This window comes from Streptomyces sp. NPDC006687 (assembly GCF_040636215.1).
Lineage (GTDB): Bacteria > Actinomycetota > Actinomycetes > Streptomycetales > Streptomycetaceae > Streptomyces.
Genome location: NZ_JBEYJJ010000012.1, coordinates 1 through 20,667, shown reverse-complemented (window position 1 = coordinate 20,667; position 20,667 = coordinate 1). Strand labels below are relative to the sequence as shown.

19 protein-coding genes are annotated in these 20,667 nt (G+C 72.1%); 18 read left to right on the top strand and 1 reads right to left on the bottom strand.

The annotated features are described in order from the left end of the window. The first annotated feature begins 31 nt into the window (after positions 1–31). From ABZ716_RS16895 to nusB, 4 genes are all read left to right on the top strand, one after another. A complete protein-coding gene (locus ABZ716_RS16895; RefSeq protein ID WP_358959707.1) occupies positions 32–820 on the top strand; it encodes an AAA family ATPase in 789 nt (262 codons plus the stop codon). 81 nt (positions 821–901) lie between these two features. Then, a complete protein-coding gene (locus tag ABZ716_RS16890) occupies positions 902–2,008 on the top strand; it encodes an aminopeptidase P family protein (protein WP_358812348.1) in 1,107 nt (368 codons plus the stop codon). A gap of 59 nt (positions 2,009–2,067) precedes the next feature. Continuing rightward, the gene (gene efp / locus ABZ716_RS16885; protein WP_351885458.1) at positions 2,068–2,634 is read left to right on the top strand and encodes an elongation factor P; all 567 of its coding nucleotides are present in this window, start codon (positions 2,068–2,070) and stop codon (positions 2,632–2,634) included. A gap of 2 nt (positions 2,635–2,636) precedes the next feature. Then, complete coding sequence (gene nusB / locus ABZ716_RS16880; protein WP_351885455.1) at positions 2,637–3,071, top strand: transcription antitermination factor NusB; 435 nt, start codon at positions 2,637–2,639, stop codon at positions 3,069–3,071. Positions 3,072–3,251: 180 nt separating this feature from the next. Here the strand turns inward: nusB and bldD are convergent, their stop codons facing one another. Further along, positions 3,252–3,752, bottom strand: a complete 501-nt coding sequence (gene bldD / locus ABZ716_RS16875; protein WP_007263032.1) for a transcriptional regulator BldD — start codon at positions 3,750–3,752, stop codon at positions 3,252–3,254. A gap of 228 nt (positions 3,753–3,980) precedes the next feature. Between bldD and pyrR the strand changes: the two genes are divergently transcribed. The 14 genes from pyrR (at position 3,981) to ABZ716_RS16805 (ending at position 20,549) form a co-directional block, all read left to right on the top strand. Continuing rightward, complete coding sequence (gene pyrR / locus ABZ716_RS16870; protein WP_351892731.1) at positions 3,981–4,568, top strand: bifunctional pyr operon transcriptional regulator/uracil phosphoribosyltransferase PyrR; 588 nt, start codon at positions 3,981–3,983, stop codon at positions 4,566–4,568. 105 nt (positions 4,569–4,673) lie between these two features. Further along, positions 4,674–5,663, top strand: a complete 990-nt coding sequence (locus ABZ716_RS16865) for an aspartate carbamoyltransferase catalytic subunit (RefSeq protein ID WP_358812347.1) — start codon at positions 4,674–4,676, stop codon at positions 5,661–5,663. Between the two features lie 2 nt (positions 5,664–5,665). Then, positions 5,666–6,955, top strand: coding sequence for a dihydroorotase (locus ABZ716_RS16860; RefSeq protein WP_351892726.1), 1,290 nt, complete (start codon positions 5,666–5,668; stop codon positions 6,953–6,955). Beyond that, positions 6,952–7,533, top strand: a complete 582-nt coding sequence (locus tag ABZ716_RS16855; protein WP_358959704.1) for a hypothetical protein — start codon at positions 6,952–6,954, stop codon at positions 7,531–7,533. The genes ABZ716_RS16860 and ABZ716_RS16855 overlap by 4 nt, the downstream gene beginning before the upstream one ends. Continuing rightward, positions 7,530–8,672: a glutamine-hydrolyzing carbamoyl-phosphate synthase small subunit gene (carA, locus tag ABZ716_RS16850; protein ID WP_358959702.1), complete on the top strand. Its 1,143-nt coding sequence runs from the start codon at positions 7,530–7,532 to the stop codon at positions 8,670–8,672. Before ABZ716_RS16855 ends, carA begins: the two co-directional genes overlap by 4 nt. Next, positions 8,665–11,973: a carbamoyl-phosphate synthase large subunit gene (gene carB, locus ABZ716_RS16845; RefSeq protein ID WP_358812344.1), complete on the top strand. Its 3,309-nt coding sequence runs from the start codon at positions 8,665–8,667 to the stop codon at positions 11,971–11,973. The genes carA and carB overlap by 8 nt, the downstream gene beginning before the upstream one ends. A gap of 99 nt (positions 11,974–12,072) precedes the next feature. Beyond that, the gene (locus tag ABZ716_RS16840) at positions 12,073–13,182 is read left to right on the top strand and encodes a quinone-dependent dihydroorotate dehydrogenase (RefSeq protein WP_358812343.1); all 1,110 of its coding nucleotides are present in this window, start codon (positions 12,073–12,075) and stop codon (positions 13,180–13,182) included. Then, positions 13,179–14,030, top strand: a complete 852-nt coding sequence (gene pyrF / locus ABZ716_RS16835; protein WP_358959699.1) for an orotidine-5'-phosphate decarboxylase — start codon at positions 13,179–13,181, stop codon at positions 14,028–14,030. Before ABZ716_RS16840 ends, pyrF begins: the two co-directional genes overlap by 4 nt. Before the next feature lie 270 nt (positions 14,031–14,300). Then, entirely contained in the window at positions 14,301–14,624 is a 324-nt protein-coding gene (locus ABZ716_RS16830; protein WP_030234009.1) for an integration host factor, read from the top strand. Positions 14,625–14,685: 61 nt separating this feature from the next. After that, a complete protein-coding gene (gene gmk / locus ABZ716_RS16825; RefSeq protein WP_351892714.1) occupies positions 14,686–15,249 on the top strand; it encodes a guanylate kinase in 564 nt (187 codons plus the stop codon). Positions 15,250–15,280: 31 nt separating this feature from the next. Continuing rightward, positions 15,281–15,553, top strand: a complete 273-nt coding sequence (rpoZ, locus tag ABZ716_RS16820; protein WP_004948662.1) for a DNA-directed RNA polymerase subunit omega — start codon at positions 15,281–15,283, stop codon at positions 15,551–15,553. A gap of 92 nt (positions 15,554–15,645) precedes the next feature. Further along, entirely contained in the window at positions 15,646–16,887 is a 1,242-nt protein-coding gene (coaBC, locus tag ABZ716_RS16815; protein ID WP_358959696.1) for a bifunctional phosphopantothenoylcysteine decarboxylase/phosphopantothenate--cysteine ligase CoaBC, read from the top strand. Between the two features lie 196 nt (positions 16,888–17,083). Then, positions 17,084–18,292: a methionine adenosyltransferase gene (metK, locus tag ABZ716_RS16810; RefSeq protein ID WP_351892709.1), complete on the top strand. Its 1,209-nt coding sequence runs from the start codon at positions 17,084–17,086 to the stop codon at positions 18,290–18,292. A gap of 136 nt (positions 18,293–18,428) precedes the next feature. Continuing rightward, the gene (locus tag ABZ716_RS16805; protein ID WP_358959693.1) at positions 18,429–20,549 is read left to right on the top strand and encodes a primosomal protein N'; all 2,121 of its coding nucleotides are present in this window, start codon (positions 18,429–18,431) and stop codon (positions 20,547–20,549) included. Positions 20,550–20,667: the final 118 nt, after the last annotated feature.

Sequence of the window (20,667 nt, the reverse complement as noted above, 5' to 3'; positions counted from 1 at the left end):
TCAGTCGCCTGAACGAGACGGAGTGGCGAGGATGCAGCACGGAGTGGGGGGCTGGGGTCCGGCGGGACAGCACCCGGCAGCACCCCCGCCACCGCAGATACCCCCCGCGCAGGGCTGGCCGGCGCCCCAGGGGTCCCAGACGCCCCCGGGGTCCCCGGCGGGCCCGGTGCCGCCGGCGCCCCCGGTGCCCGAGGCGACCGGGCACATCCCGCTGCCGCCCGCCGCACCCGCGCCGCCCGTACCCCCCGCAGGAGGGACGGGCGGTGCCACGCTCGCCGTGCTGCTCATCGGCCCGGCGGGCGCCGGCAAGACCACCGTGGCCCGGCACTGGGCGGCGACCCGTCCCGTGCCGACCGCGCACATCAGCCTCGACGACGTCCGCGAATGGGTCCGCTCGGGCTTCGCCGACCCGCAGGCCGGATGGAACGAGCACTCCGAGGCCCAGTACCGCCTCGCCCGCCGCACCTGCGGCTTCGCCGCCCGCAACTTCCTGGCCAACGGCATCTCCTGCATCCTCGACGACGCCGTCTTCCCGGACCGGCCCGTGGTCGGCCTCGGCGGCTGGAAGCGCCATGTGGGGCCCGCCCTGCTCCCGGTCGTGCTGCTCCCCGGCCTGGAGATCGTCCTGGACCGCAACGCCGCCCGCTCCGGCAACCGGCGCCTGTCCGACGAGGAGGTGGCGCGGATCCACGGGCGGATGGCCGGATGGTACGGCTCGGGGCTGCCGATCATCGACAACTCCCACCTCGACGTGGAGGGCACCGCCCGCGCCCTGGACGAGGCCCTCTCCCGGGCCCTGGCCAGCCCTCCGCGCTGGTAGGGGGCGGGGGAGGGGCCGTACCGGGCCCGTCCGGACGCGCTCGCCGGGCCGGATGCGCGGGGCGCTCGTACGCTCGAAGACATGTCAGACGTGTACGCGGCCCGCAGGGGCCTGCTCCGCGAGCGCTGCGCCGCCGCGGGCAACTCCGCCGCTCTGATCACGCGTCCGGCGAACGTCCGCTACCTCGCCGGGGCGTCCCCGCTGGGCGCCGTCCTGCTGGTCGGGCCCGCCGACGACGAGCTGTTCTGCGCCGCCGCCCCCACCGGGGAGGCCGAGGAGGGGCGCCTGGACGAGGGGCTGACGCTCAGCCTGCTGGCCGGCCCCGGGGCCGATCCGGCGGTGGCCGCGGCCGACCGCGCCGCCGCCGCCCGGGCGGACTCCCTCGCCGTCGAGGAGCACCACCTCACCGTCGCCCGGCACCGCGCCGTGAGCTCCGTCGCACCCCGGCTGCGGCTGGCCGACCTGGGCGCGGCCGTGGAGCAGCAGCGGCTGGTCAAGGACGAGGGGGAGATCGCCTGCCTGCGCATCGCCGCCGAGATCGCCGACCAGGCCCTCGGCGAGCTGCTGGAGTCGATCCTGGTCGGGCGCACCGAACGTCATCTGGCGCTGGAGCTGGAGCGCAGGCTGGTCGACCACGGCGCCGACGGCCCGGCCTTCCCGACCTCGGTCGGCACCGGCCCGCACTCCGGCCGCTCCCGGCACCGGCCCACGGACCGGCGGGTGGAGGAGGGCGACTTCCTGTCGGTGTGCCTGGGTGCGAACTACCGGGGCTACCGCTGCGAGATCGGCCGCACCTTCGTGATCGGTACGACCCCCGCCGACTGGCAGATCGAGCTGTACGACCTCGTCTTCGCCGCCCAGCGGGCCGGCCGGCAGGCGCTGCTGCCCGGTGCGGCGTACCGCGACGTGGACCACGCGGCCCGCTCCGTACTGGACTCGGCGGGGCACGGCGAGGCCCTCGCCGGATGCATGGGGCACGGCGTCGGCCTGGAAATCGACGAGGACCCGCAGCTTGCACCTACGGCAATGGGTAAACTGGACGCTTGCGTGCCGGTCACCGTCGAACCGGGGGTTCACCTCCCCGGCCGGGGAGGTGTCCGGATCGATGACACGCTCGTCGTACGCCCCGAGGCGGACGGCGGTCCCGAGCTACTCACCATTACGACCAAGGAGCTGCTCGCACTGTAGTCCGCTGTGGCGGACCGTGTGCGCCTCCGCGGTCTTCCAGTGCAGGAGATTCCGCAACCGTGGCTTCCACGAACGACCTCAAGAACGGCATGGTGCTCAAGCTCGACGGTGACCAGCTCTGGTCCGTCGTCGAGTTCCAGCACGTCAAGCCCGGCAAGGGCCCGGCCTTCGTGCGCACCAAGCTCAAGCACGTGCTCTCCGGCAAGGTCGTCGACAAGACCTTCAACGCCGGCACGAAGGTCGACACCGCCACGATCGACCGCCGTGACATGCAGTTCTCGTACATGGACGGCGAGTACTTCGTCTTCATGGACATGAGCACCTTCGACCAGCTGATGGTCGACAAGAAGGCCGTCGGCGACGCCGCCAACTTCCTCATCGAGGGCTTCACCGCCTCCGTGGCCCAGCACGAGGGCGAGGTGCTCTACGTCGAGCTCCCGGCCGCCGTCGAGCTGACCATCGAGCACACCGACCCCGGCGTCCAGGGCGACCGCTCCACCGGCGGCACCAAGCCCGCCAAGCTGGAGACCGGCCACGAGATCCAGGTCCCGCTCTTCGTCACCACCGGCGAGAAGATCAAGGTCGACACCCGCACCAGCGCCTACCTCGGCCGGGTGAACAGCTAACCGTGGCTGCCCGGAGCAACGCGCGCAAGCGCGCCTTCCAGATCCTCTTCGAGGCCGACCAGCGCGCCGTACCCGTGCGCGAGGTCCTCGCGGACTGGATCCGGCACGCGAATGCGGATGTCCGGCAGCCGCCGGTCAGCGCCTTCACGATGGACCTCGTCGAGGGCTACGCCGAGAAGGTCAACCGCATCGACGACCTGATCGTCACCTACGCCGTGGACTGGGAGCTCGACCGTATGCCGGTCGTCGACCGGAACATCGTGCGGCTGGGCGCCTACGAGCTGATCTGGGTCGACGAGACCCCGGACGCCGTGGCGATCGACGAGGCGGTGCAACTGGCGAAGGAGTTCTCCACGGACGACTCGCCGGCGTTCGTCAACGGCCTGCTGGCCCGCTTCAAGGACCTGAAGCCGAGCCTGCGCCGCGGCGAGAGCTGACGCGCACCGCGCACCTACGGAAGGGCCCGCGACATCCGTGTCGCGGGCCCTTCCGTATGCCCCTTCCGTATGCGGCCGGCGTGAGGGGGACGCACGAAAAACCGGCGGGTGCCGGGACCCGTGAAGGCCCCGGCACCCGCCGGTACGTTTCTGCTGGTGGGGCGCCTGGGCCCCGGAGGACTAGATGTCCTCGTGGGCCACGGCGCGGCGCGCGTCCGCGTCCAGGACGCCCCAGCTGATCAGCTGCTCGGTCAGGACCGAGGGCGACTGGTCGTAGATCACGGCCAGGGTGCGCAGGTCGTCCTGGCGGATCGACAGCACCTTGCCGTTGTAGTCGCCGCGCTGGCTCTGGATGGTCGCCGCGTAGCGCTGGAGCGGGCCGGCCTTCTCGGCGGGCACGCCCGCCAGGCGCTCCAGGTCCAGGCGCAGCTTCGGCGGCGGCTCGGCGGCCCCGCCGGGGGTCGTGCCGGGCAGCAGCTCCTGGACCGGCACCCCGTAGAAGTCCGCCAGCTCGGCGAGGCGCTGGACGGTCACGGCGCGGTCCCCGCGCTCGTACGAGCCGACCACCACGGCCTTCCAACGGCCCTGGGACTTCTCCTCGACTCCGTGGAGGGAGAGGCCCTGCTGGGTGCGGATGGCGCGGAGCTTGGCCCCGAGCTGTTTGGCGTATTCGCTGGACATAACGCTCCCGGACGCTGTGACGTGCGGCTCCGCCGCGCGGCTGGTAACTCACTGTGAGGTTACGCAGCGTTACGTGGATGCGTCAAGCCGAATGGTCATCGACGCCTTCCTCCCAGGCCGGCCGCCCGGCCCGCGGCGCGGGTGTGCGCCCGGCCCTGGTACCGTGGACGGCGTACATCAGACGTCCTTTAAGGTCCGTCCCGTGAGGCGGAGAAGGAGGTCCTTTTCATGGACAGCCAGGTTTCCCAGGTCTCTCCCGGTGAAGCGATGCGCCCCGTACTGGAGGCGCAGGACATCGCCCGGGTCCTGACCCGTATCGCCCACGAGATCGTCGAACGCGCCAAGGGCGCCGACGACGTGGTGCTCCTCGGCATCCCCACCCGCGGCGTGTTCCTCGCCCGCCGGCTGGCGGCCAAGCTGGAGGAGATCACCGGGACGAAGATCCCGGTCGGTTCCCTCGACATCACCATGTACCGCGACGACCTGCGGATGAAGCCGGCCCGCGCCATCGGCCGCACCGAGATCCCCGGCGACGACATCGACGGCCGCCTCGTGGTCCTCGTCGACGACGTCCTGTTCTCCGGCCGCACCATCCGCGCCGCCCTCGACGCCCTCGGCGACCTCGGCCGCCCCCGCGCCGTCCAGCTCGCGGTCCTCGTCGACCGCGGCCACCGTGAACTTCCGATCCGCGCCGACTACGTGGGCAAGAACCTGCCCACCTCGCTGCGGGAGACCGTCAAGGTCCAGCTCCAGGAGGAGGACGGCCGCGACGCCGTACTGCTCGGCCAGCGGACCGCCCAGGCAGCAGCGCAGTAGCCCACCCGGGTACGGGGCCCCGAGCCGGGGTCCGTGCCCCGGCCTGCCCTGCCCGCACCACCTCGAACGCCGCCTGCCTGCCCTCCCGACTTACGGAGCACCCAGATGAAGCGCCACCTCATCTCGGCCGCCGACCTCACGCGCGACGACGCCGTCCTCATCCTCGACACCGCCGAGGAGATGGCCCGGGTCGCCGACCGGCCGATAAAGAAGCTGCCCACCCTGCGCGGCCGCACGATCTGCAACCTGTTCTTCGAGGACTCCACCCGCACCCGGATCTCCTTCGAAGCCGCCGAGAAGCGCCTCTCCGCCGACGTCATCAACTTCGCGGCGAAGGGCTCCAGCGTCTCCAAGGGCGAGTCCCTCAAGGACACCGCCCAGACCCTGGAGGCCATGGGCGTGGACGCGGTCGTCATCCGCCACCACGCCTCCGGCGCCCCCTACCGGCTCGCCAACTCCGGCTGGATCGACGCCCCGGTGATCAACGCCGGCGACGGCACCCACCAGCACCCCACCCAGGCCCTGCTCGACGCCTTCACCATGCGCCGCCGCCTGGTCGGCCGGGACGCCGGCCTCGGCAAGGGCCTCGACGGCCGCCGGATCACGATCGTCGGCGACGTCCTGCACAGCCGCGTGGCCCGCTCCAACGTGGACCTGCTGCACACCCTCGGCGCCGAGGTCACCCTGGTGGCCCCGCCCACCCTGGTGCCCGTCGGCGTCGAGAGCTGGCCCTGCGAGGTCTCGTACAGCCTGGACGAGGTGCTGCCGAAGTCCGACGCGGTCATGATGCTGCGTGTGCAGCGCGAGCGGATGAACGCGGCCTTCTTCCCCACCGAGCGCGAGTACTCGCGCCGCTACGGCCTGGACGCCGGCCGGATGGCCCGGATGCCCGAGCACGCCATCGTGATGCACCCCGGGCCCATGGTCCGCGGGATGGAGATCACCGCCGAGGTCGCCGACTCCGACCGCTGCACGGTCGTCGAGCAGGTCGCCAACGGCGTCTCCATCCGCATGGCCGTCCTGTACCTGCTGCTCGGAGGCTCCGAGCCCGCCGTCACCACCAGCACCGCCGCCCGTACCGAGGAGACCAAGTAACCATGAGCAAGATCCTTATCCGCGGTGCGCAGATCCTCGGCGGCGAGGCCCAGGACGTCCTGATCGACGGCGAGACCATCGCGCAGGTCGGCGAGAACCTCTCCGCCGAGGGCGCGACCGTCATCGAGGCCGCCGGGCAGGTCCTCCTCCCCGGCCTGGTCGACCTCCACACCCACCTGCGCGAGCCCGGCCGCGAGGACTCCGAGACCGTCCTCACCGGCACCCGCGCCGCCGCCTCCGGCGGCTACACCGCCGTCTTCGCCATGGCCAACACCTTCCCGGTCGCCGACACCGCCGGCGTGGTCGAGCAGGTCTGGCGCCTGGGCAAGGAGTCCGGCTACTGCGACGTGCAGCCCATCGGCGCCGTCACCGTCGGCCTGGAGGGCAAGAAGCTCTCCGAGCTCGGCGCCATGCACGAGTCCGCCGCCCGCGTCACCGTCTTCTCCGACGACGGCAAGTGCGTGGACGACGCCGTGATCATGCGCCGCGCCCTGGAGTACGTGAAGGCGTTCGGCGGCGTCGTCGCCCAGCACGCCCAGGAGCCCCGCCTGACCGAGGGCGCCCAGATGAACGAGGGCACCGTCTCCGCGGAGCTGGGCCTGGGCGGCTGGCCGGCCGTCGCCGAGGAGTCGGTCATCGCCCGCGACGTCCTCCTCGCCGAGCACGTCGGCTCCCGCGTGCACATCTGCCACCTCTCCACCGCCGGCTCCGTCGAGATCGTCCGCTGGGCCAAGTCCCGCGGCATCGACGTCACCGCCGAGGTCACCCCGCACCACCTGCTCCTCACCGACGAGCTGGTGCGCTCGTACAACCCGGTCTACAAGGTCAACCCGCCGCTGCGCACCGAGCGCGACGTGATGGCCCTGCGCGAGGCGCTCGCCGACGGCACGATCGACATCGTCGCCACCGACCACGCGCCGCACCCGCACGAGGACAAGGACTGCGAGTGGGCCGCCGCCGCCATGGGCATGGTGGGCCTGGAGACCGCGCTCTCCGTCGTCCAGCAGACGATGGTGGAGACCGGGATGCTGGACTGGGCCGGCGTCGCCGACCGCATGTCCTTCGCCCCCGCCCGCATCGGCGGCCTGTCCCACCAGCACGGCCGGCCCGTCTCGGCAGGTGAACCCGCGAACCTGACCTTGGTCGATACCTCGTACCGTGGTGTCGTGGACCCCGCACACTTCGCCTCCCGCAGCCGCAACACCCCCTACGAGGGACGCGAGCTGCCGGGACGCGTGACGCACACCTTCCTGCGGGGCCGGGCAACGGTCGTGGACGGGAAACTCGCGTGACACCTGCAGTGATCCAACTGGCCGCCGAGGCCACCGGACGACACTCGGCGGAGGTGACGGACTGGGGCGCCCGCATCGCGTGGGTCATCGGTCTGCTCGTCTTCATCGCGTTCGTGTACTGGCTCATGCGGCAGGGCTGGAAATGGCGCGGAGCCCTGCAGAGCGGTCTGCCGGAGCTCCCCGCCGCCCCGAGCGGCCTGCCCGAGCACCGGCTGGCCCTCACCGGCCGCTACCACGGGTCCACCACCGCCGGGCAGTGGCTCGACCGGATCGTCGCCCACGGTCTGGGTGTGCGCAGCCGCGTGGAGCTCACGCTCACCGACGCGGGCCTGGACGTGGTCCGTCCGGGTGCCACCGACTTCTTCGTACCAGCCCCGCAGCTGCGCGGCGCCCGCCTCGACAAGGGAATCGCGGGCAAGGTACTCACCGAGGGCGGTCTGCTCGTCGTCACCTGGGCGCACGGCGACAAGCTGATCGACTCCGGATTCCGCTCCGACCGCGCGGCCGAGCACGCCGCCTGGGTCGAGGCCATCAACTCCATGAACACATCCATCACGACGGAAGGCGCCGAACGATGACGACCTCCACCAGGGGAGCAGCCAAAGCTCCCGCCGTACTCGTCCTGGAGGACGGCCGCATCTTCCGCGGCCGCGCCTACGGCGCAGTGGGGGAGACCTTCGGCGAGGCCGTGTTCTCCACCGGCATGACCGGCTACCAGGAGACCCTCACCGACCCGTCCTACCACCGGCAGGTCGTCGTGATGACCGCCCCGCACGTGGGCAACACCGGCGTCAACGACGAGGACCCCGAGTCCTCCCGCATCTGGGTCTCCGGCTACGTCGTACGCGACCCCGCGCGCGTCCCGTCGAACTGGCGCTCGCAGCGCTCGCTGGACGAGGAGCTCGTCAGGCAGGGCGTCGTCGGCATCAGCGGCGTCGACACCCGCGCCCTCACCCGCCACCTGCGCGAGCGCGGCGCCATGCGCGTGGGCATCTTCTCCGGCGCGGCGGTCATGGACGACGCCGTACTGCTGGCGAAGGTCCAGGATGTTCCGCAGATGAAGGGCGCGAACCTCTCCGCCGAGGTCGCCACCAAGGAGGCGTACGTCGTCCCCGCGATCGGCGAGAAGCGCTTCACCGTCGCCGCCGTCGACCTCGGCATCAAGGGCATGACCCCGCACCGGATGGCCCAGCGCGGCATCGAGGTGCACGTCCTGCCCGCCACCGCGACCGTCGAGGACGTCTACGCGGTCAACCCGGACGGCGTCTTCTTCTCCAACGGCCCGGGCGACCCGGCCACCGCCGACGGCCCCGTCGCCGTCATGCGGGGCGTCCTGGAGCGCAAGACCCCGCTCTTCGGCATCTGCTTCGGCAACCAGATCCTCGGCCGCGCCCTCGGCTTCGGCACCTACAAGCTGAAGTACGGCCACCGCGGCATCAACCAGCCCGTCCAGGACCGCACCACCGGCAAGGTCGAGGTCACCGCGCACAACCACGGCTTCGCCGTCGACGCGCCCCTCGACCAGGTCTCCGAGACCCCCTTCGGCCGCGCCGAGGTCTCGCACGTCTGCCTGAACGACAACGTCGTGGAGGGCCTCCAGCTGCTCGACCAGCCGGCCTTCTCCGTCCAGTACCACCCCGAAGCGGCAGCCGGCCCGCACGACGCCGCCTACCTCTTCGACCGCTTCGTTAGCCTGATGGAGGCCGAGCGTGCCTAAGCGCACCGATATCCAGTCCGTCCTGGTCATCGGCTCCGGCCCGATCGTCATCGGCCAGGCCGCCGAGTTCGACTACTCCGGCACCCAGGCATGCCGCATCCTCAAGGCCGAGGGCCTGCGGGTCATCCTGGTGAACTCCAACCCGGCGACGATCATGACCGACCCGGAGATCGCCGACGCCACGTACGTCGAGCCGATCACCCCCGAGTTCGTCGAGAAGATCATCGCCAAGGAGCGCCCCGACGCCCTCCTGCCCACCCTCGGCGGCCAGACGGCCCTGAACACGGCCATCTCCATGCACGAGCAGGGTGTGCTGGAGAAGTACGGCGTCGAGCTCATCGGCGCCAACGTCGAGGCCATCAACAAGGGCGAGGACCGCGAGCTCTTCAAGGGCGTCGTCGAGGCCGTCAAGGCCAAGATCGGCCACGGCGAGTCCGCCCGCTCGGTCATCTGCCACTCGATGGACGACGTCCTCAAGGGCGTCGAGACCCTCGGCGGCTACCCCGTCGTCGTCCGCCCCTCCTTCACCATGGGCGGCGCCGGCTCCGGCTTCGCCCACGACGAGGACGAGCTGCGCCGCATCGCCGGCCAGGGCCTCACGCTCTCCCCGACCACCGAGGTCCTCCTGGAGGAGTCCATCCTCGGCTGGAAGGAGTACGAGCTGGAGCTGATGCGCGACACCAAGGACAACGTGGTCGTCGTCTGCTCCATCGAGAACTTCGACCCGATGGGCGTCCACACCGGCGACTCCATCACCGTGGCCCCGGCCATGACCCTCACCGACCGCGAGTACCAGCGGCTGCGTGACATCGGCATCGCGATCATCCGCGAGGTCGGCGTCGACACCGGCGGCTGCAACATCCAGTTCGCGATCAACCCGGACGACGGCCGCGTCATCGTCATCGAGATGAACCCGCGCGTCTCCCGCTCCTCCGCGCTCGCCTCCAAGGCCACCGGCTTCCCGATCGCCAAGATCGCCGCCAAGCTGGCCATCGGCTACACGCTGGACGAGGTCCCCAACGACATCACCGAGAAGACCCCGGCCTCCTTCGAGCCGACCCTCGACTACGTCGTCGTCAAGGCCCCGCGCTTCGCCTTCGAGAAGTTCCCGCTCGCCGACGCCACCCTCACCACCACCATGAAGTCGGTGGGCGAGGCCATGGCCATCGGCCGCAACTTCACCGAGGCCCTCCAGAAGGCCCTGCGCTCCCTGGAGAAGAAGGGCTCGCAGTTCACCTTCGTCGGCGAGCCCGGCGACAAGGACGAGCTGCTGCGCGTCGCGGTCCGCCCGACCGACGGCCGCATCAACACCGTCATGCAGGCCATCCGCGCCGGCGCCACCCAGGAGGAGGTGTTCGAGGCCACGAAGATCGACCCGTGGTTCGTCGACCAGCTCTTCCTGATCAAGGAGATCGCCGACGAGCTCGCCTCCGTCGAGAAGCTGGAGCCCGAGCTCCTCGCCGAGGCCAAGCGCCACGGCTTCTCCGACACCCAGATCGCCGAGATCCGCGGCCTGCGCGAGGACGTCGTCCGCGAGGTCCGCCACGCGCTGGGCATCCGCCCGGTCTACAAGACGGTCGACACCTGCGCCGCCGAGTTCGCCGCGAAGACCCCGTACTTCTACTCGTCCTACGACGAGGAGTCCGAGGTCGCCCCGCGCACCAAGCCCGCGGTGATCATCCTGGGCTCCGGCCCGAACCGCATCGGCCAGGGCATCGAGTTCGACTACTCCTGCGTCCACGCCTCCTTCGCCCTCAGCGAGGCCGGCTACGAGACCGTGATGGTCAACTGCAACCCCGAGACCGTCTCCACGGACTACGACACCTCCGACCGCCTGTACTTCGAGCCGCTGACGCTGGAAGACGTGCTGGAGATCGTCCACGCCGAGTCGCTGGCCGGCCCCATCGCCGGTGTCGTCGTCCAGCTCGGCGGCCAGACCCCGCTCGGTCTCGCCCAGGCCCTCAAGGACAACGGCGTCCCCGTCGTCGGCACCTCCCCCGAGGCCATCCACGCCGCCGAGGACCGCGGCGCCTTCGGCCGGGTCCTGGCCGAGGCCGGCCTGCCCGCCCCCAAGCACGGCACCGCCACCACCTTCGCGGGCGCGAAGGCGATCGCCGACGAGATCGGCTACCCGGTCCTCGTCCGCCCGTCCTACGTGCTCGGCGGCCGCGGCATGGAGATCGTCTACGACGAGACCCGCCTGGAGTCCTACATCGCGGAGTCGACCGAGATCTCCCCGACCCGCCCCGTGCTGGTCGACCGGTTCCTCGACGACGCCATCGAGATCGACGTGGACGCCCTCTACGACGGCGAGGAGCTCTACCTCGGCGGCGTCATGGAGCACATCGAGGAAGCCGGCATCCACTCCGGCGACTCGGCCTGCGCCCTGCCCCCGATCACCCTCGGCGGCTTCGACATCAAGCGCCTGCGCGCCTCCACCGAGGCCATCGCCAAGGGCGTCGGCGTCCGCGGCCTGATCAACATCCAGTTCGCGATGGCCGGTGACATCCTCTACGTCCTGGAGGCCAACCCCCGCGCCTCCCGGACCGTGCCCTTCACCTCGAAGGCCACCGCCGTCCCGCTCGCGAAGGCCGCCGCCCGCATCGGGCTCGGCGCCACCATCGCCGAGCTGCGCGCCGAGGGAATGCTGCCCAAGGAGGGCGACGGCGGCACCCTGCCGCTGGACGCGCCGATCTCCGTCAAGGAGGCCGTCATGCCGTGGTCGCGCTTCCGCGACATCCACGGCCGCGGCGTCGACACCGTCCTCGGCCCGGAGATGCGCTCCACCGGCGAGGTCATGGGCATCGACTCGGTCTTCGGCACGGCGTACGCCAAGTCCCAGGCCGGCGCCTACGGCCCGCTGCCGACCAAGGGCCGCGCCTTCATCTCCGTCGCCAACCGCGACAAGCGCTCGATGATCTTCCCGGCGCGCGAGCTGGTCGCCCACGGCTTCGAGCTGATGGCGACCTCCGGCACCGCGGAGGTGCTGCGCCGCAACGGCATCAACGCCACCGTCGTGCGCAAGCTCAGCGAGGGCGAGGGCCCGGACGGCGAGAAGACGATCGTCCAGCTGATCCACGACGGCCAGGTCGACCTGATCGTCAACACCCCGTACGGCACCGGCGGCCGCCTCGACGGCTACGAGATCCGTACGGCGGCCGTGGCGCGCAGCGTCCCGTGCCTGACGACGGTCCAGGCGCTCGCCGCCGCCGTCCAGGGCATCGAGGCACTCGGCCGCGGCGAGGTGGGCGTGCGCTCCCTCCAGGAGCACGCCAAGCACCTGAACGCCTCCCGCGACTAGCAGCCCGTACGAAAGGGGGACACCGGCCAGAGCGACCGGTGTCCCCCCTTTCATGAGGTCCTTCCGAGCACACAAGGGACGCAAGGGATAAACCGGACGATGTACAAACTGTTCTTCCAGCTCGTCTTCCAGCGCATGGACCCCGAGCGGGCCCACTACATGGCCTTCCGCTGGATCCGCCTCGCCGCCCGCACCCCCGTGCTGCGTACCTTCGTCGCCGCGGCCCTGGCCCCGCGCTACGAGGAACTGCGCACCGAGGCCCTGGGCCTGCGCATGCACGGCCCCTTCGGGCTCGCCGCCGGCTTCGACAAGAACGCCGTCGCCATCGACGGCATGGCCATGCTCGGCTTCGACCACATCGAGATCGGCACGGTCACCGGCCAGGCGCAGCCCGGCAACCCCAAGAAGCGGCTCTTCCGCCTGGTCCCCGACCGCGCGCTGATCAACCGCATGGGCTTCAACAACGAGGGCTCCGAGGCCGTGGCGGCCCGTCTGGCGGCCCGCGAGCCGGTCTTCAAGACCGTCGTCGGCGTCAACATCGGCAAGACCAAGGCGGTCCCGGAGGCCGAGGCCGCCGCCGACTACGTGGTCTCCACCGAGCGCCTCGCCCGCCACGCCGACTACCTCGTGGTCAACGTCTCCTCCCCGAACACCCCGGGCCTGCGCAACCTCCAGGCCACGGAGTCCCTGCGCCCGCTGCTGACCGCCGTGCGGGAGGCCGCCGACCGCGCGGTCACCGGCCGCCGCGTCCCGCTGCTGGTCAAGATCGCCCCGGACCTGGCCGACGAGGACGTGGACGCCGTCGCGGACCTCGCCCTGGAGCTGGGCCTGGACGGGATCATCGCCACCAACACCACCATCGCCCGCGAGGGCCTGGGCCTGAAGTCGGCGCCCGAACTGGTCAAGGAGACCGGCGGCCTGTCCGGCGCCCCCGTCAAGGAGCGCTCCCTGGAGGTCCTGCGCCGGCTGTACGCCCGCGTCGGCGACCGGATCACCCTGGTCGGCGTCGGCGGCATCGAGAACGCCGAGGACGCCTGGCAGCGCATCCTGGCGGGCGCCACCCTGATCCAGGGCTACAGCGCCTTCATCTACGAGGGTCCCTTCTACGCCCGCGCCATCCACAAGGGCCTCGCCGCGCGCCTGGCCGCCAGCCCGTACGCGACCCTGGCCGAGGCCGTGGGCGCCGAGACCCGAAAGGCCGCCCAGTGACCTCTCAGTCCCCCCTGACCCCCTTCGGGGCTCGTCTGCGCGCCGCCATGGACGCGCGCGGCCCCCTGTGCGTCGGTATCGACCCCCACGCCGCCCTGCTGGAGTCCTGGGGCCTGGCGGACGACATCGCGGGCCTGGAGCGGTTCTCCCGTACGGTCGTGGAGGCGCTCGCCGACTCGGTGGCGGTCTTCAAGCCGCAGGCCGCCTTCTTCGAGCGGTTCGGCTCGCGGGGCGTGGCGGTGCTGGAGCGGACCGTGGCGGACGCCCGGGCGGCCGGGACCCTGGTCGTCATGGACGCCAAGCGGGGCGACATCGGCTCCACGATGGCCGCGTACGCCGCCGCCTTCCTGGACCCCGCCTCCCCGCTGTTCTCGGACGCGCTGACGGTCTCCCCGTACCTGGGCTACGGCTCGCTGAAGCCGGCCGTGGACCTGGCGCGCGCCTCCGGCGCGGGCCTGTTCGTCCTGGCGCTCACCTCCAACCCGGAGGGCGCGGAGGTCCAGCGGGCGGTCCGCGAGGACGGCCGCTCGATCGGGGCGACCATGCTGGCGCACCTGGCGGCGGAGAACGCCGGGGCCGAGCCGATGGGCTCCTTCGGCGCGGTGGTCGGCGCCACCCTGGGCGACCTGTCCTCCTTCGACCTGGACATCAACGGCCCCCTCCTGGCCCCCGGCATCGGTGCCCAGGGCGCGACGGCGGCCGACCTCCCGGCGGTCTTCGGCGCGGCCGTGGGCAACGTGGTCCCGAACGTCTCGCGCGGAGTCCTCCGGCACGGTCCCGACACCGCCGCCCTGCGCTCCTCGGCGAAGCGGTTCGCGGACGATATCCGGGAGGCCGTGGCGGGCTGACCGGCGGGGTCGCGGCACGGGCTGACGGAAATCGAACGTCTTTCCCCGGACAAAACCGGGGTAGTTTGTCCTTGATGTACGGTTCAGTGGAGGCTGACCAGGACTTTTCGTCCGTTCTCGCTGACTGGAGCCGCCTTGGCCGCTAGTCTCCGACCAGAGTGAACGCGCAGCGAAGCAGTTCCACCGCTGTTCGGGAGCTCGCGCGGTGGGGTGCCCGAGGGTTCCTCGCCGGTCCGTATCCGACAGTTCGACATCCGAGGTGACGTAGGCGTGGCTCTTCCGCCCCTTACCCCTGAACAGCGCGCAGCAGCGCTCGAAAAGGCCGCCGCGGCTCGCCGGGAGCGGGCCGAGGTGAAGAATCGACTCAAGCACTCCGGCGCCTCCCTCCACGACGTCATCAAGACGGGCCAGGAGAACGACGTCATCGGCAAGATGAAGGTCTCCGCCCTTCTCGAGTCGCTGCCCGGCGTCGGCAAGGTCCGCGCCAAGCAGATCATGGAGCGCCTCGGCATCTCCGAGTCCCGGCGTGTCCGAGGTCTCGGCTCCAACCAGATCGCCTCTCTGGAGCGTGAGTTCGGCGGTAGCGGCGCCTGAGGCGTCGCCCGGAGTTCTCCCGGCGTTCTCAGGCAGTCCCGAGAACCTGGATAATCGCTCTATGGCAGCAGAGGTTCGTCCGCGGCTGACCGTGCTCTCCGGCCCCTCGGGGGTCGGCAAGAGCACGGTCGTCGCGCATATGCGCAAGGTCCACCCCGAGGTGTGGCTCTCGGTGTCGGCCACCACCCGCAAGCCGCGGCCCGGTGAGCGACACGGAGTCCACTACTTCTTCGTCAACGACGACGAGTTCGACAAGCTGATCGCCAACGGCGAGCTGCTGGAGTGGGCCGAGTTCGCGGGCAACCGCTACGGCACACCGCGCGGCGCGGTACTGGAACGCCTCGACAACGGCGAACCGGTCCTGCTGGAGATCGACCTCCAGGGCGCCCGGCTCGTCCGCGAGTCGATGCCCGAGGCCCAGCTGGTCTTCCTGGCGCCGCCGAGCTGGGAGGAGCTGGTCCGCCGGCTCACCGGCCGGGGCACCGAGTCGCCCGAGGTCATCGAGCGGCGCCTCGGCGCCGCCCAGGTCGAACTCGCCGCCGAGGCGGAGTTCGACACCACCCTGGTCAACACCTCCGTCGAGGACGTAGCACGTGAGCTGCTAGCCTTGATGGAAGTCGTCTGACTTTTTTCTCTTCATCTTCGGAAGGTAGAGCGTGTCCTCTTCCATCACCGCGCCCGAGGGCATCATCAACCCGCCGATCGACGAGCTGCTCGAGGCCACTGACTCGAAGTACAGCCTCGTGATCTACGCGGCCAAGCGTGCGCGTCAGATCAACGCGTACTACTCGCAGCTCGGTGAGGGCCTGCTGGAGTACGTCGGCCCGCTGGTGGACACCCACGTCCACGAGAAGCCGCTCTCGATCGCCCTGCGCGAGATCAACGCCGGTCTGCTGACCTCCGAGGCCATCGAGGCCCCGGCCCAGTAAGGCACGGACATCGCACACCACAGGCCCGGCAGCACAGCTGCCGGGCCTGTGGTGTGTCATAGGTACGGACACAACCGATCACGGGAGAAGCAGTGGACAAGCCGAAGGTCGTGCTGGGGGTCAGCGGCGGGATCGCCGCCTACAAGGCGTGCGAGCTGCTGCGCCGGCTGACCGAGTCCGGTCACGAGGTGCGGGTGGTGCCCACGGCCGCCTCCCTGAACTTCGTCGGCGAGGCCACCTGGGCCGCGCTCTCCGGGAACCCGGCCTCCACCGAGGTGTGGGAGAGCGTGGACGAGGTGCCCCACGTACGCATCGGCCAGAGCGCCGACCTGGTCGTCGTCGCACCGGCCACCGCGGACCTGCTGGCGAAGGCCGCCCACGGCCTGGCCGACGACCTCCTCACCAACACCCTGCTCACGGCCCGCTGCCCCGTGGTCTTCGCCCCCGCGATGCACACCGAGATGTGGGAGCACCCCGCCACCCAGGAGAACGTCGCCACGCTGCGCCGGCGCGGCGCCGTGGTCATCGAGCCCGCCGTCGGCCGGCTGACCGGCAAGGACACCGGCAAGGGGCGGCTGCCCGACCCGGAGGAGATCTTCGAGGTCTGCCGGGCCGTCCTGCGCGGGAACGGCCGTGACGGCGGCGCGGCCGCCGCCGACCTGGCCGGACGGCACGTGGTCATCAGCGCCGGCGGCACCCGGGAGCCCCTGGACCCCGTCCGCTTCCTCGGCAACCGCTCCTCCGGCAAGCAGGGCTACGCCCTGGCCCGTACCGCCGTGGCGCGCGGGGCCCGGGTCACCCTGGTCGCCGCCAACACCGCGCTGGCCGACCCCGCCGGGGCGGACGTGGTCCGGGTGGGCACGGCCCTCCAGCTGCGCGAGGCGGTGCTCAAGGCGGCCGCCGACGCCGACGTGGTGGTGATGGCCGCCGCCGTGGCCGACTTCCGGCCCGCCGTGTACGCCGATGGCAAGATCAAGAAGCAGGAGGGCCGCGAGCCCGATCCGGTGGCGCTCGTCCGCAATCCCGACGTGCTCGCCGAGGTCTCCGCCGAGCGGGCCGTGGAGGACCAGATCGTCGTCGGATTCGCCGCCGAGACCGACCACGTGCTCGACAACGGCCGGGCCAAGCTCCGCCGCAAGGGCTGCGACCTCCTCGTCGTCAACGAGGTGGGCGAGAGCAAGACCTTCGGATCCGAGGAGAACGAGGCTGTGATCCTCGCCTCCGATGGCGCAGAGGTGCAGGTGCCCTATGGTCCCAAGGAAGTCCTGGCGGATGTGATCTGGGACCAGGTCGCGCCGCGTCTCGCGGCCCGGCGCGAGCTCCGACGCGCCTGAGAATCGGCTCTTCTCGCCGGGAAATCCGTACGCCAGAATGGGGTGCCGCAGGTCACACGGCTCCCATCAGGCGAGACGGGTGGTCCGGCGTACGGTGGCGACCGATAAACTGCCATCTGGACCGTGACCGGGCGCAGCCCCCGGTATCGTTCCGCCAAATGATCAGCCAGCAGCCGCTGCAACCCCAGGGAGCATTGTGTCCCGTCGTCTGTTCACCTCGGAGTCCGTGACCGAGGGTCACCCCGACAAGATCGCTGACCAGATCAGCGACACGATCCTCGACGCCCTGCTCACCGAGGACCCGACCTCGCGCGTGGCCGTGGAGACCCTCATCACCACCGGTCTGGTGCACATCGCGGGCGAGGTGACGACGAAGGCGTACGCGCCGATCGCCCAGCTCGTCCGCGAGAAGATCCTCGAGATCGGCTACGACTCCTCGAAGAAGGGCTTCGACGGCGCCTCCTGCGGCGTGTCGGTGTCCATCGGCGCCCAGTCCCCGGACATCGCCCAGGGCGTCGACACCGCCTACGAGACCCGCGTCGAGGGCGACGAGGACGAGCTCGACCGCCAGGGCGCCGGCGACCAGGGCCTGATGTTCGGCTACGCCTGCGACGAGACCCCCGAGCTGATGCCGCTGCCGATCCACATCGCGCACCGGCTGTCCCGCCGCCTGTCCGAGGTCCGCAAGAACGGGACCATCCCGTACCTGCGCCCCGACGGCAAGACCCAGGTCACCATCGAGTACGACGGCGACAAGGCCGTCCGCCTGGACACGGTCGTGGTCTCGACGCAGCACGCGGCCGACATCGACCTGGACTCCCTCCTCGCGCCCGACATCCGCGAGTTCGTCGTCGAGCACGTGCTCGCGCAGCTCGTGGAGGACGGCATCAAGCTGGACACCGAGGGCTACCGGCTCCTGGTGAACCCGACCGGCCGCTTCGAGATCGGCGGTCCGATGGGTGACGCGGGCCTGACCGGCCGCAAGATCATCATCGACACCTACGGCGGCATGGCCCGCCACGGCGGCGGCGCCTTCTCCGGCAAGGACCCGTCGAAGGTGGACCGCTCGGCCGCCTACGCGATGCGCTGGGTCGCCAAGAACGTGGTCGCCGCCGGCCTCGCCTCGCGCTGCGAGGTCCAGGTCGCGTACGCGATCGGCAAGGCCGAGCCCGTCGGCCTGTTCGTGGAGACCTTCGGCACCGCCAAGGTCGAGGTCCAGAAGATCGAGGACGCCATCGGCCAGGTCTTCGACCTCCGCCCGGCGGCCATCATCCGCGACCTGGACCTGCTGCGCCCGATCTACGCGCAGACCGCCGCGTACGGCCACTTCGGCCGCGAGCTCCCCGACTTCACCTGGGAGCGCACCGACCGCGTCGACGCCCTCCGCGCCGCCGCCGGCCTGTAGCACCCCGCCCGCGCACCCGTGCGCGGCCCCGATACCGCCCCGGACCCACAGGTCCGGGGCGGTATCGCGTAGCGGGGGCGGTCCGGCCGGGATCCGGGGGCCCCGGTTGTCGGTGGGCTTTGGTAAGAATGCTGCTGTGAGCAGCGAGAACGGATCCGACGCAGACGGCCCCGGCGGACCGCCGGAGCAGCTCGCGCTCATCCGAGAGATGGTCGCCGAGGCGAAGGCCAAGGCGCCCAAGGCCAAGCCGCGCACCTGGCGCGGGGCCGCCCTCGCCGAGGAGCTGCCGGTGGCCCGCGTCCTGGTGAACAAGGGCGTCCTCCACCTCGACCGGCTCTTCGACTACGCCGTCCCCGCCGAGCTCTCCGAGACCGCCCGGCCCGGTGTCCGGGTCCGCGTCCGGTTCGGCGCCGGGGCCCACCGGGTGCACGGCGGCCGCCGGGAGGGCGGCGGGCTCATCGACGGGTTCATCGTCGAGCGGCGCGCCGAGTCCGACTACGAGGGGGCGCTGGCCGCCCTCGCCCAGGTGGTCTCGCCCGAGGTGGTCCTCGGCCCCCGGATGCTGGCCCTCGCCCGGGCCGTCGCCGACCGGTACGCCGGCAGTCTCGCCGACGTCCTCCAGCTGGCCCTGCCCCCGCGCAACGCCCGAGCCGAGGCCAAGCCCTCCCCGGAGCCGCTGCCCCCGCCCGCCGCGCCGGAGCCGGGCGGGTGGACCCGGTACGGGGCCGGTCCGGCCTTCCTGCGCGCCCTGGCCCAGGGCGGGGCGCCCCGCGCGGTGTGGACGGCCCTGCCCGGCCCCGGCTGGGCCGATGAGCTGGCCCGGGTCATGGCGGCCACCCTCGCCTCCGGGCGCGGCGCCCTCGCCGTCGTACCCGACGGCCGCACCGCCGCCCGGGTCGACGCCGCGCTCACCGCCCTGCTGGGCGAGGGGCGGCACGCCCTGCTCACCGCCGACTCGGGGCCGGAGAAGCGCTACCGGGAGTGGCTCGCGGTCAACCGGGGCTCGGTGCGGGCCGTGGTCGGGACCCGGGCGGCGATGTTCGCGCCCGTACGGGACCTCGGGCTGGTCGCCGTCTGGGACGACGGGGACTCCAGCCACGCCGACATCCACGCGCCGTTCCCGCACGTCCGCGAGGTCCTGGAGCTGCGCGCCGTCAGCGAGGGCTGCGGGTTCCTCGCCGGCGGGACCAGCTGCACCGTCGAGGCCGCCCAGCTGGTCGAGTCGGGCTGGGCCCGGCCGCTGGTCGCCGACCGGGCCACCGTGCGCGCCGCCGCGCCCCGTATCCGGACCGTCGGCGACGAGCTGCTGGCCCGCGACGGGGCGGCCCGCGCGGCGCGGCTGCCGACGCTGGCCTGGGAGACCGTCCGGGAGGGCCTGGCGAGCGGGCCCGTACTGGTCCAGGTGCCCCGGCGCGGGTACGTGCCCCGGCTGGCGTGCGAGCGCTGCCGGACCCCGGCCCGCTGCACCGTGTGCGCCGGCCCGCTGGAGGCGCCCGACGAGCGGGAGCTGCACTGCGGGTGGTGCGGGCGGGGTGAGCCGGCGTGGCACTGCGAGGAGTGCGGTGCGTTCCGGCTGCGCGCCCAGGTGGTGGGCGCGCGGCGGACCGCCGAGGAGCTGGGCCGGGCCTTCCCGGCCGTGCCGGTGCGGACGTCGGGGCGCGACCACGTGCTGGACGAGGTCCCGGACCGGCCGGCGCTGGTGGTCTCCACCCCGGGCGCGGAACCGGTCGCGGCGGGCGCCGGGTACGCGGCGGCGCTGCTGCTGGACGGCTGGGCGATGCTGAGCCGGCCCGACCTGCGGGCGGGGGAGGAGGCGCTGCGGCGCTGGATCGCGGCGGCCTCGCTGGTGCGGGCGGAGGGGCAGGTGGTGGTGGTCGCCGAGCCGACGCTGCGGCCGGTCCAGGCGCTGGTGCGGTGGGATCCCGTGGGGCACGCGGTACGGGAGCTCGCGGAGCGGGCGCAGCTGGGGTTTCCGCCGGTGTCGCGGATGGCGGCGGTCGCGGGGCGCGGGGAGGCGCTGGAGGCGTTCCTGGCGGCGGTGGAGCTGCCGGGGGATGCGGAGGTGCTGGGACCCGTGCCGTTGCCCGGGCGGCGGGGGGAGGCGTCCGAGGGGGAGCGGGTGCTGATCCGGGTGCCGCCCGGGAGCGGGGCGGCGCTGGCCGCCGCGCTGAAGTCGGCCCAGGCGGCGCGGATGGCCCGGGGGGCCGGCGCCGGCGACGCGGTCCGCGTCCGGATCGACCCGCCGGACATCGGCTGACGACGGCTGAGGGTGCCGGTTGCCGGTTGCTGGTTGTCGGTGCGGCTGCGGGTGCGGTGCCGCTGCGCGGAGCCGGCCCCTCCCCGCCCTTCCTCCGTTTCCCCCTCAATCGCCGGCG

Coding starts and splice junctions, on each gene's coding strand:
- bldD (WP_007263032.1), bottom strand. CDS start 3,752: ATGTCCAGCGAATACGCCAAACAGCTCGGGGCCAAGCTCCGCGCCATC.
- ABZ716_RS16860 (WP_351892726.1), top strand. CDS start 5,666: ATGAGCAAGATCCTTATCCGCGGTGCGCAGATCCTCGGCGGCGAGGCC.
- ABZ716_RS16840 (WP_358812343.1), top strand. CDS start 12,073: ATGTACAAACTGTTCTTCCAGCTCGTCTTCCAGCGCATGGACCCCGAG.
- pyrR (WP_351892731.1), top strand. CDS start 3,981: ATGGACAGCCAGGTTTCCCAGGTCTCTCCCGGTGAAGCGATGCGCCCC.
- gmk (WP_351892714.1), top strand. CDS start 14,686: ATGGCAGCAGAGGTTCGTCCGCGGCTGACCGTGCTCTCCGGCCCCTCG.
- ABZ716_RS16865 (WP_358812347.1), top strand. CDS start 4,674: ATGAAGCGCCACCTCATCTCGGCCGCCGACCTCACGCGCGACGACGCC.
- carA (WP_358959702.1), top strand. CDS start 7,530: ATGACGACCTCCACCAGGGGAGCAGCCAAAGCTCCCGCCGTACTCGTC.
- ABZ716_RS16895 (WP_358959707.1), top strand. CDS start 32: ATGCAGCACGGAGTGGGGGGCTGGGGTCCGGCGGGACAGCACCCGGCA.
- ABZ716_RS16890 (WP_358812348.1), top strand. CDS start 902: ATGTCAGACGTGTACGCGGCCCGCAGGGGCCTGCTCCGCGAGCGCTGC.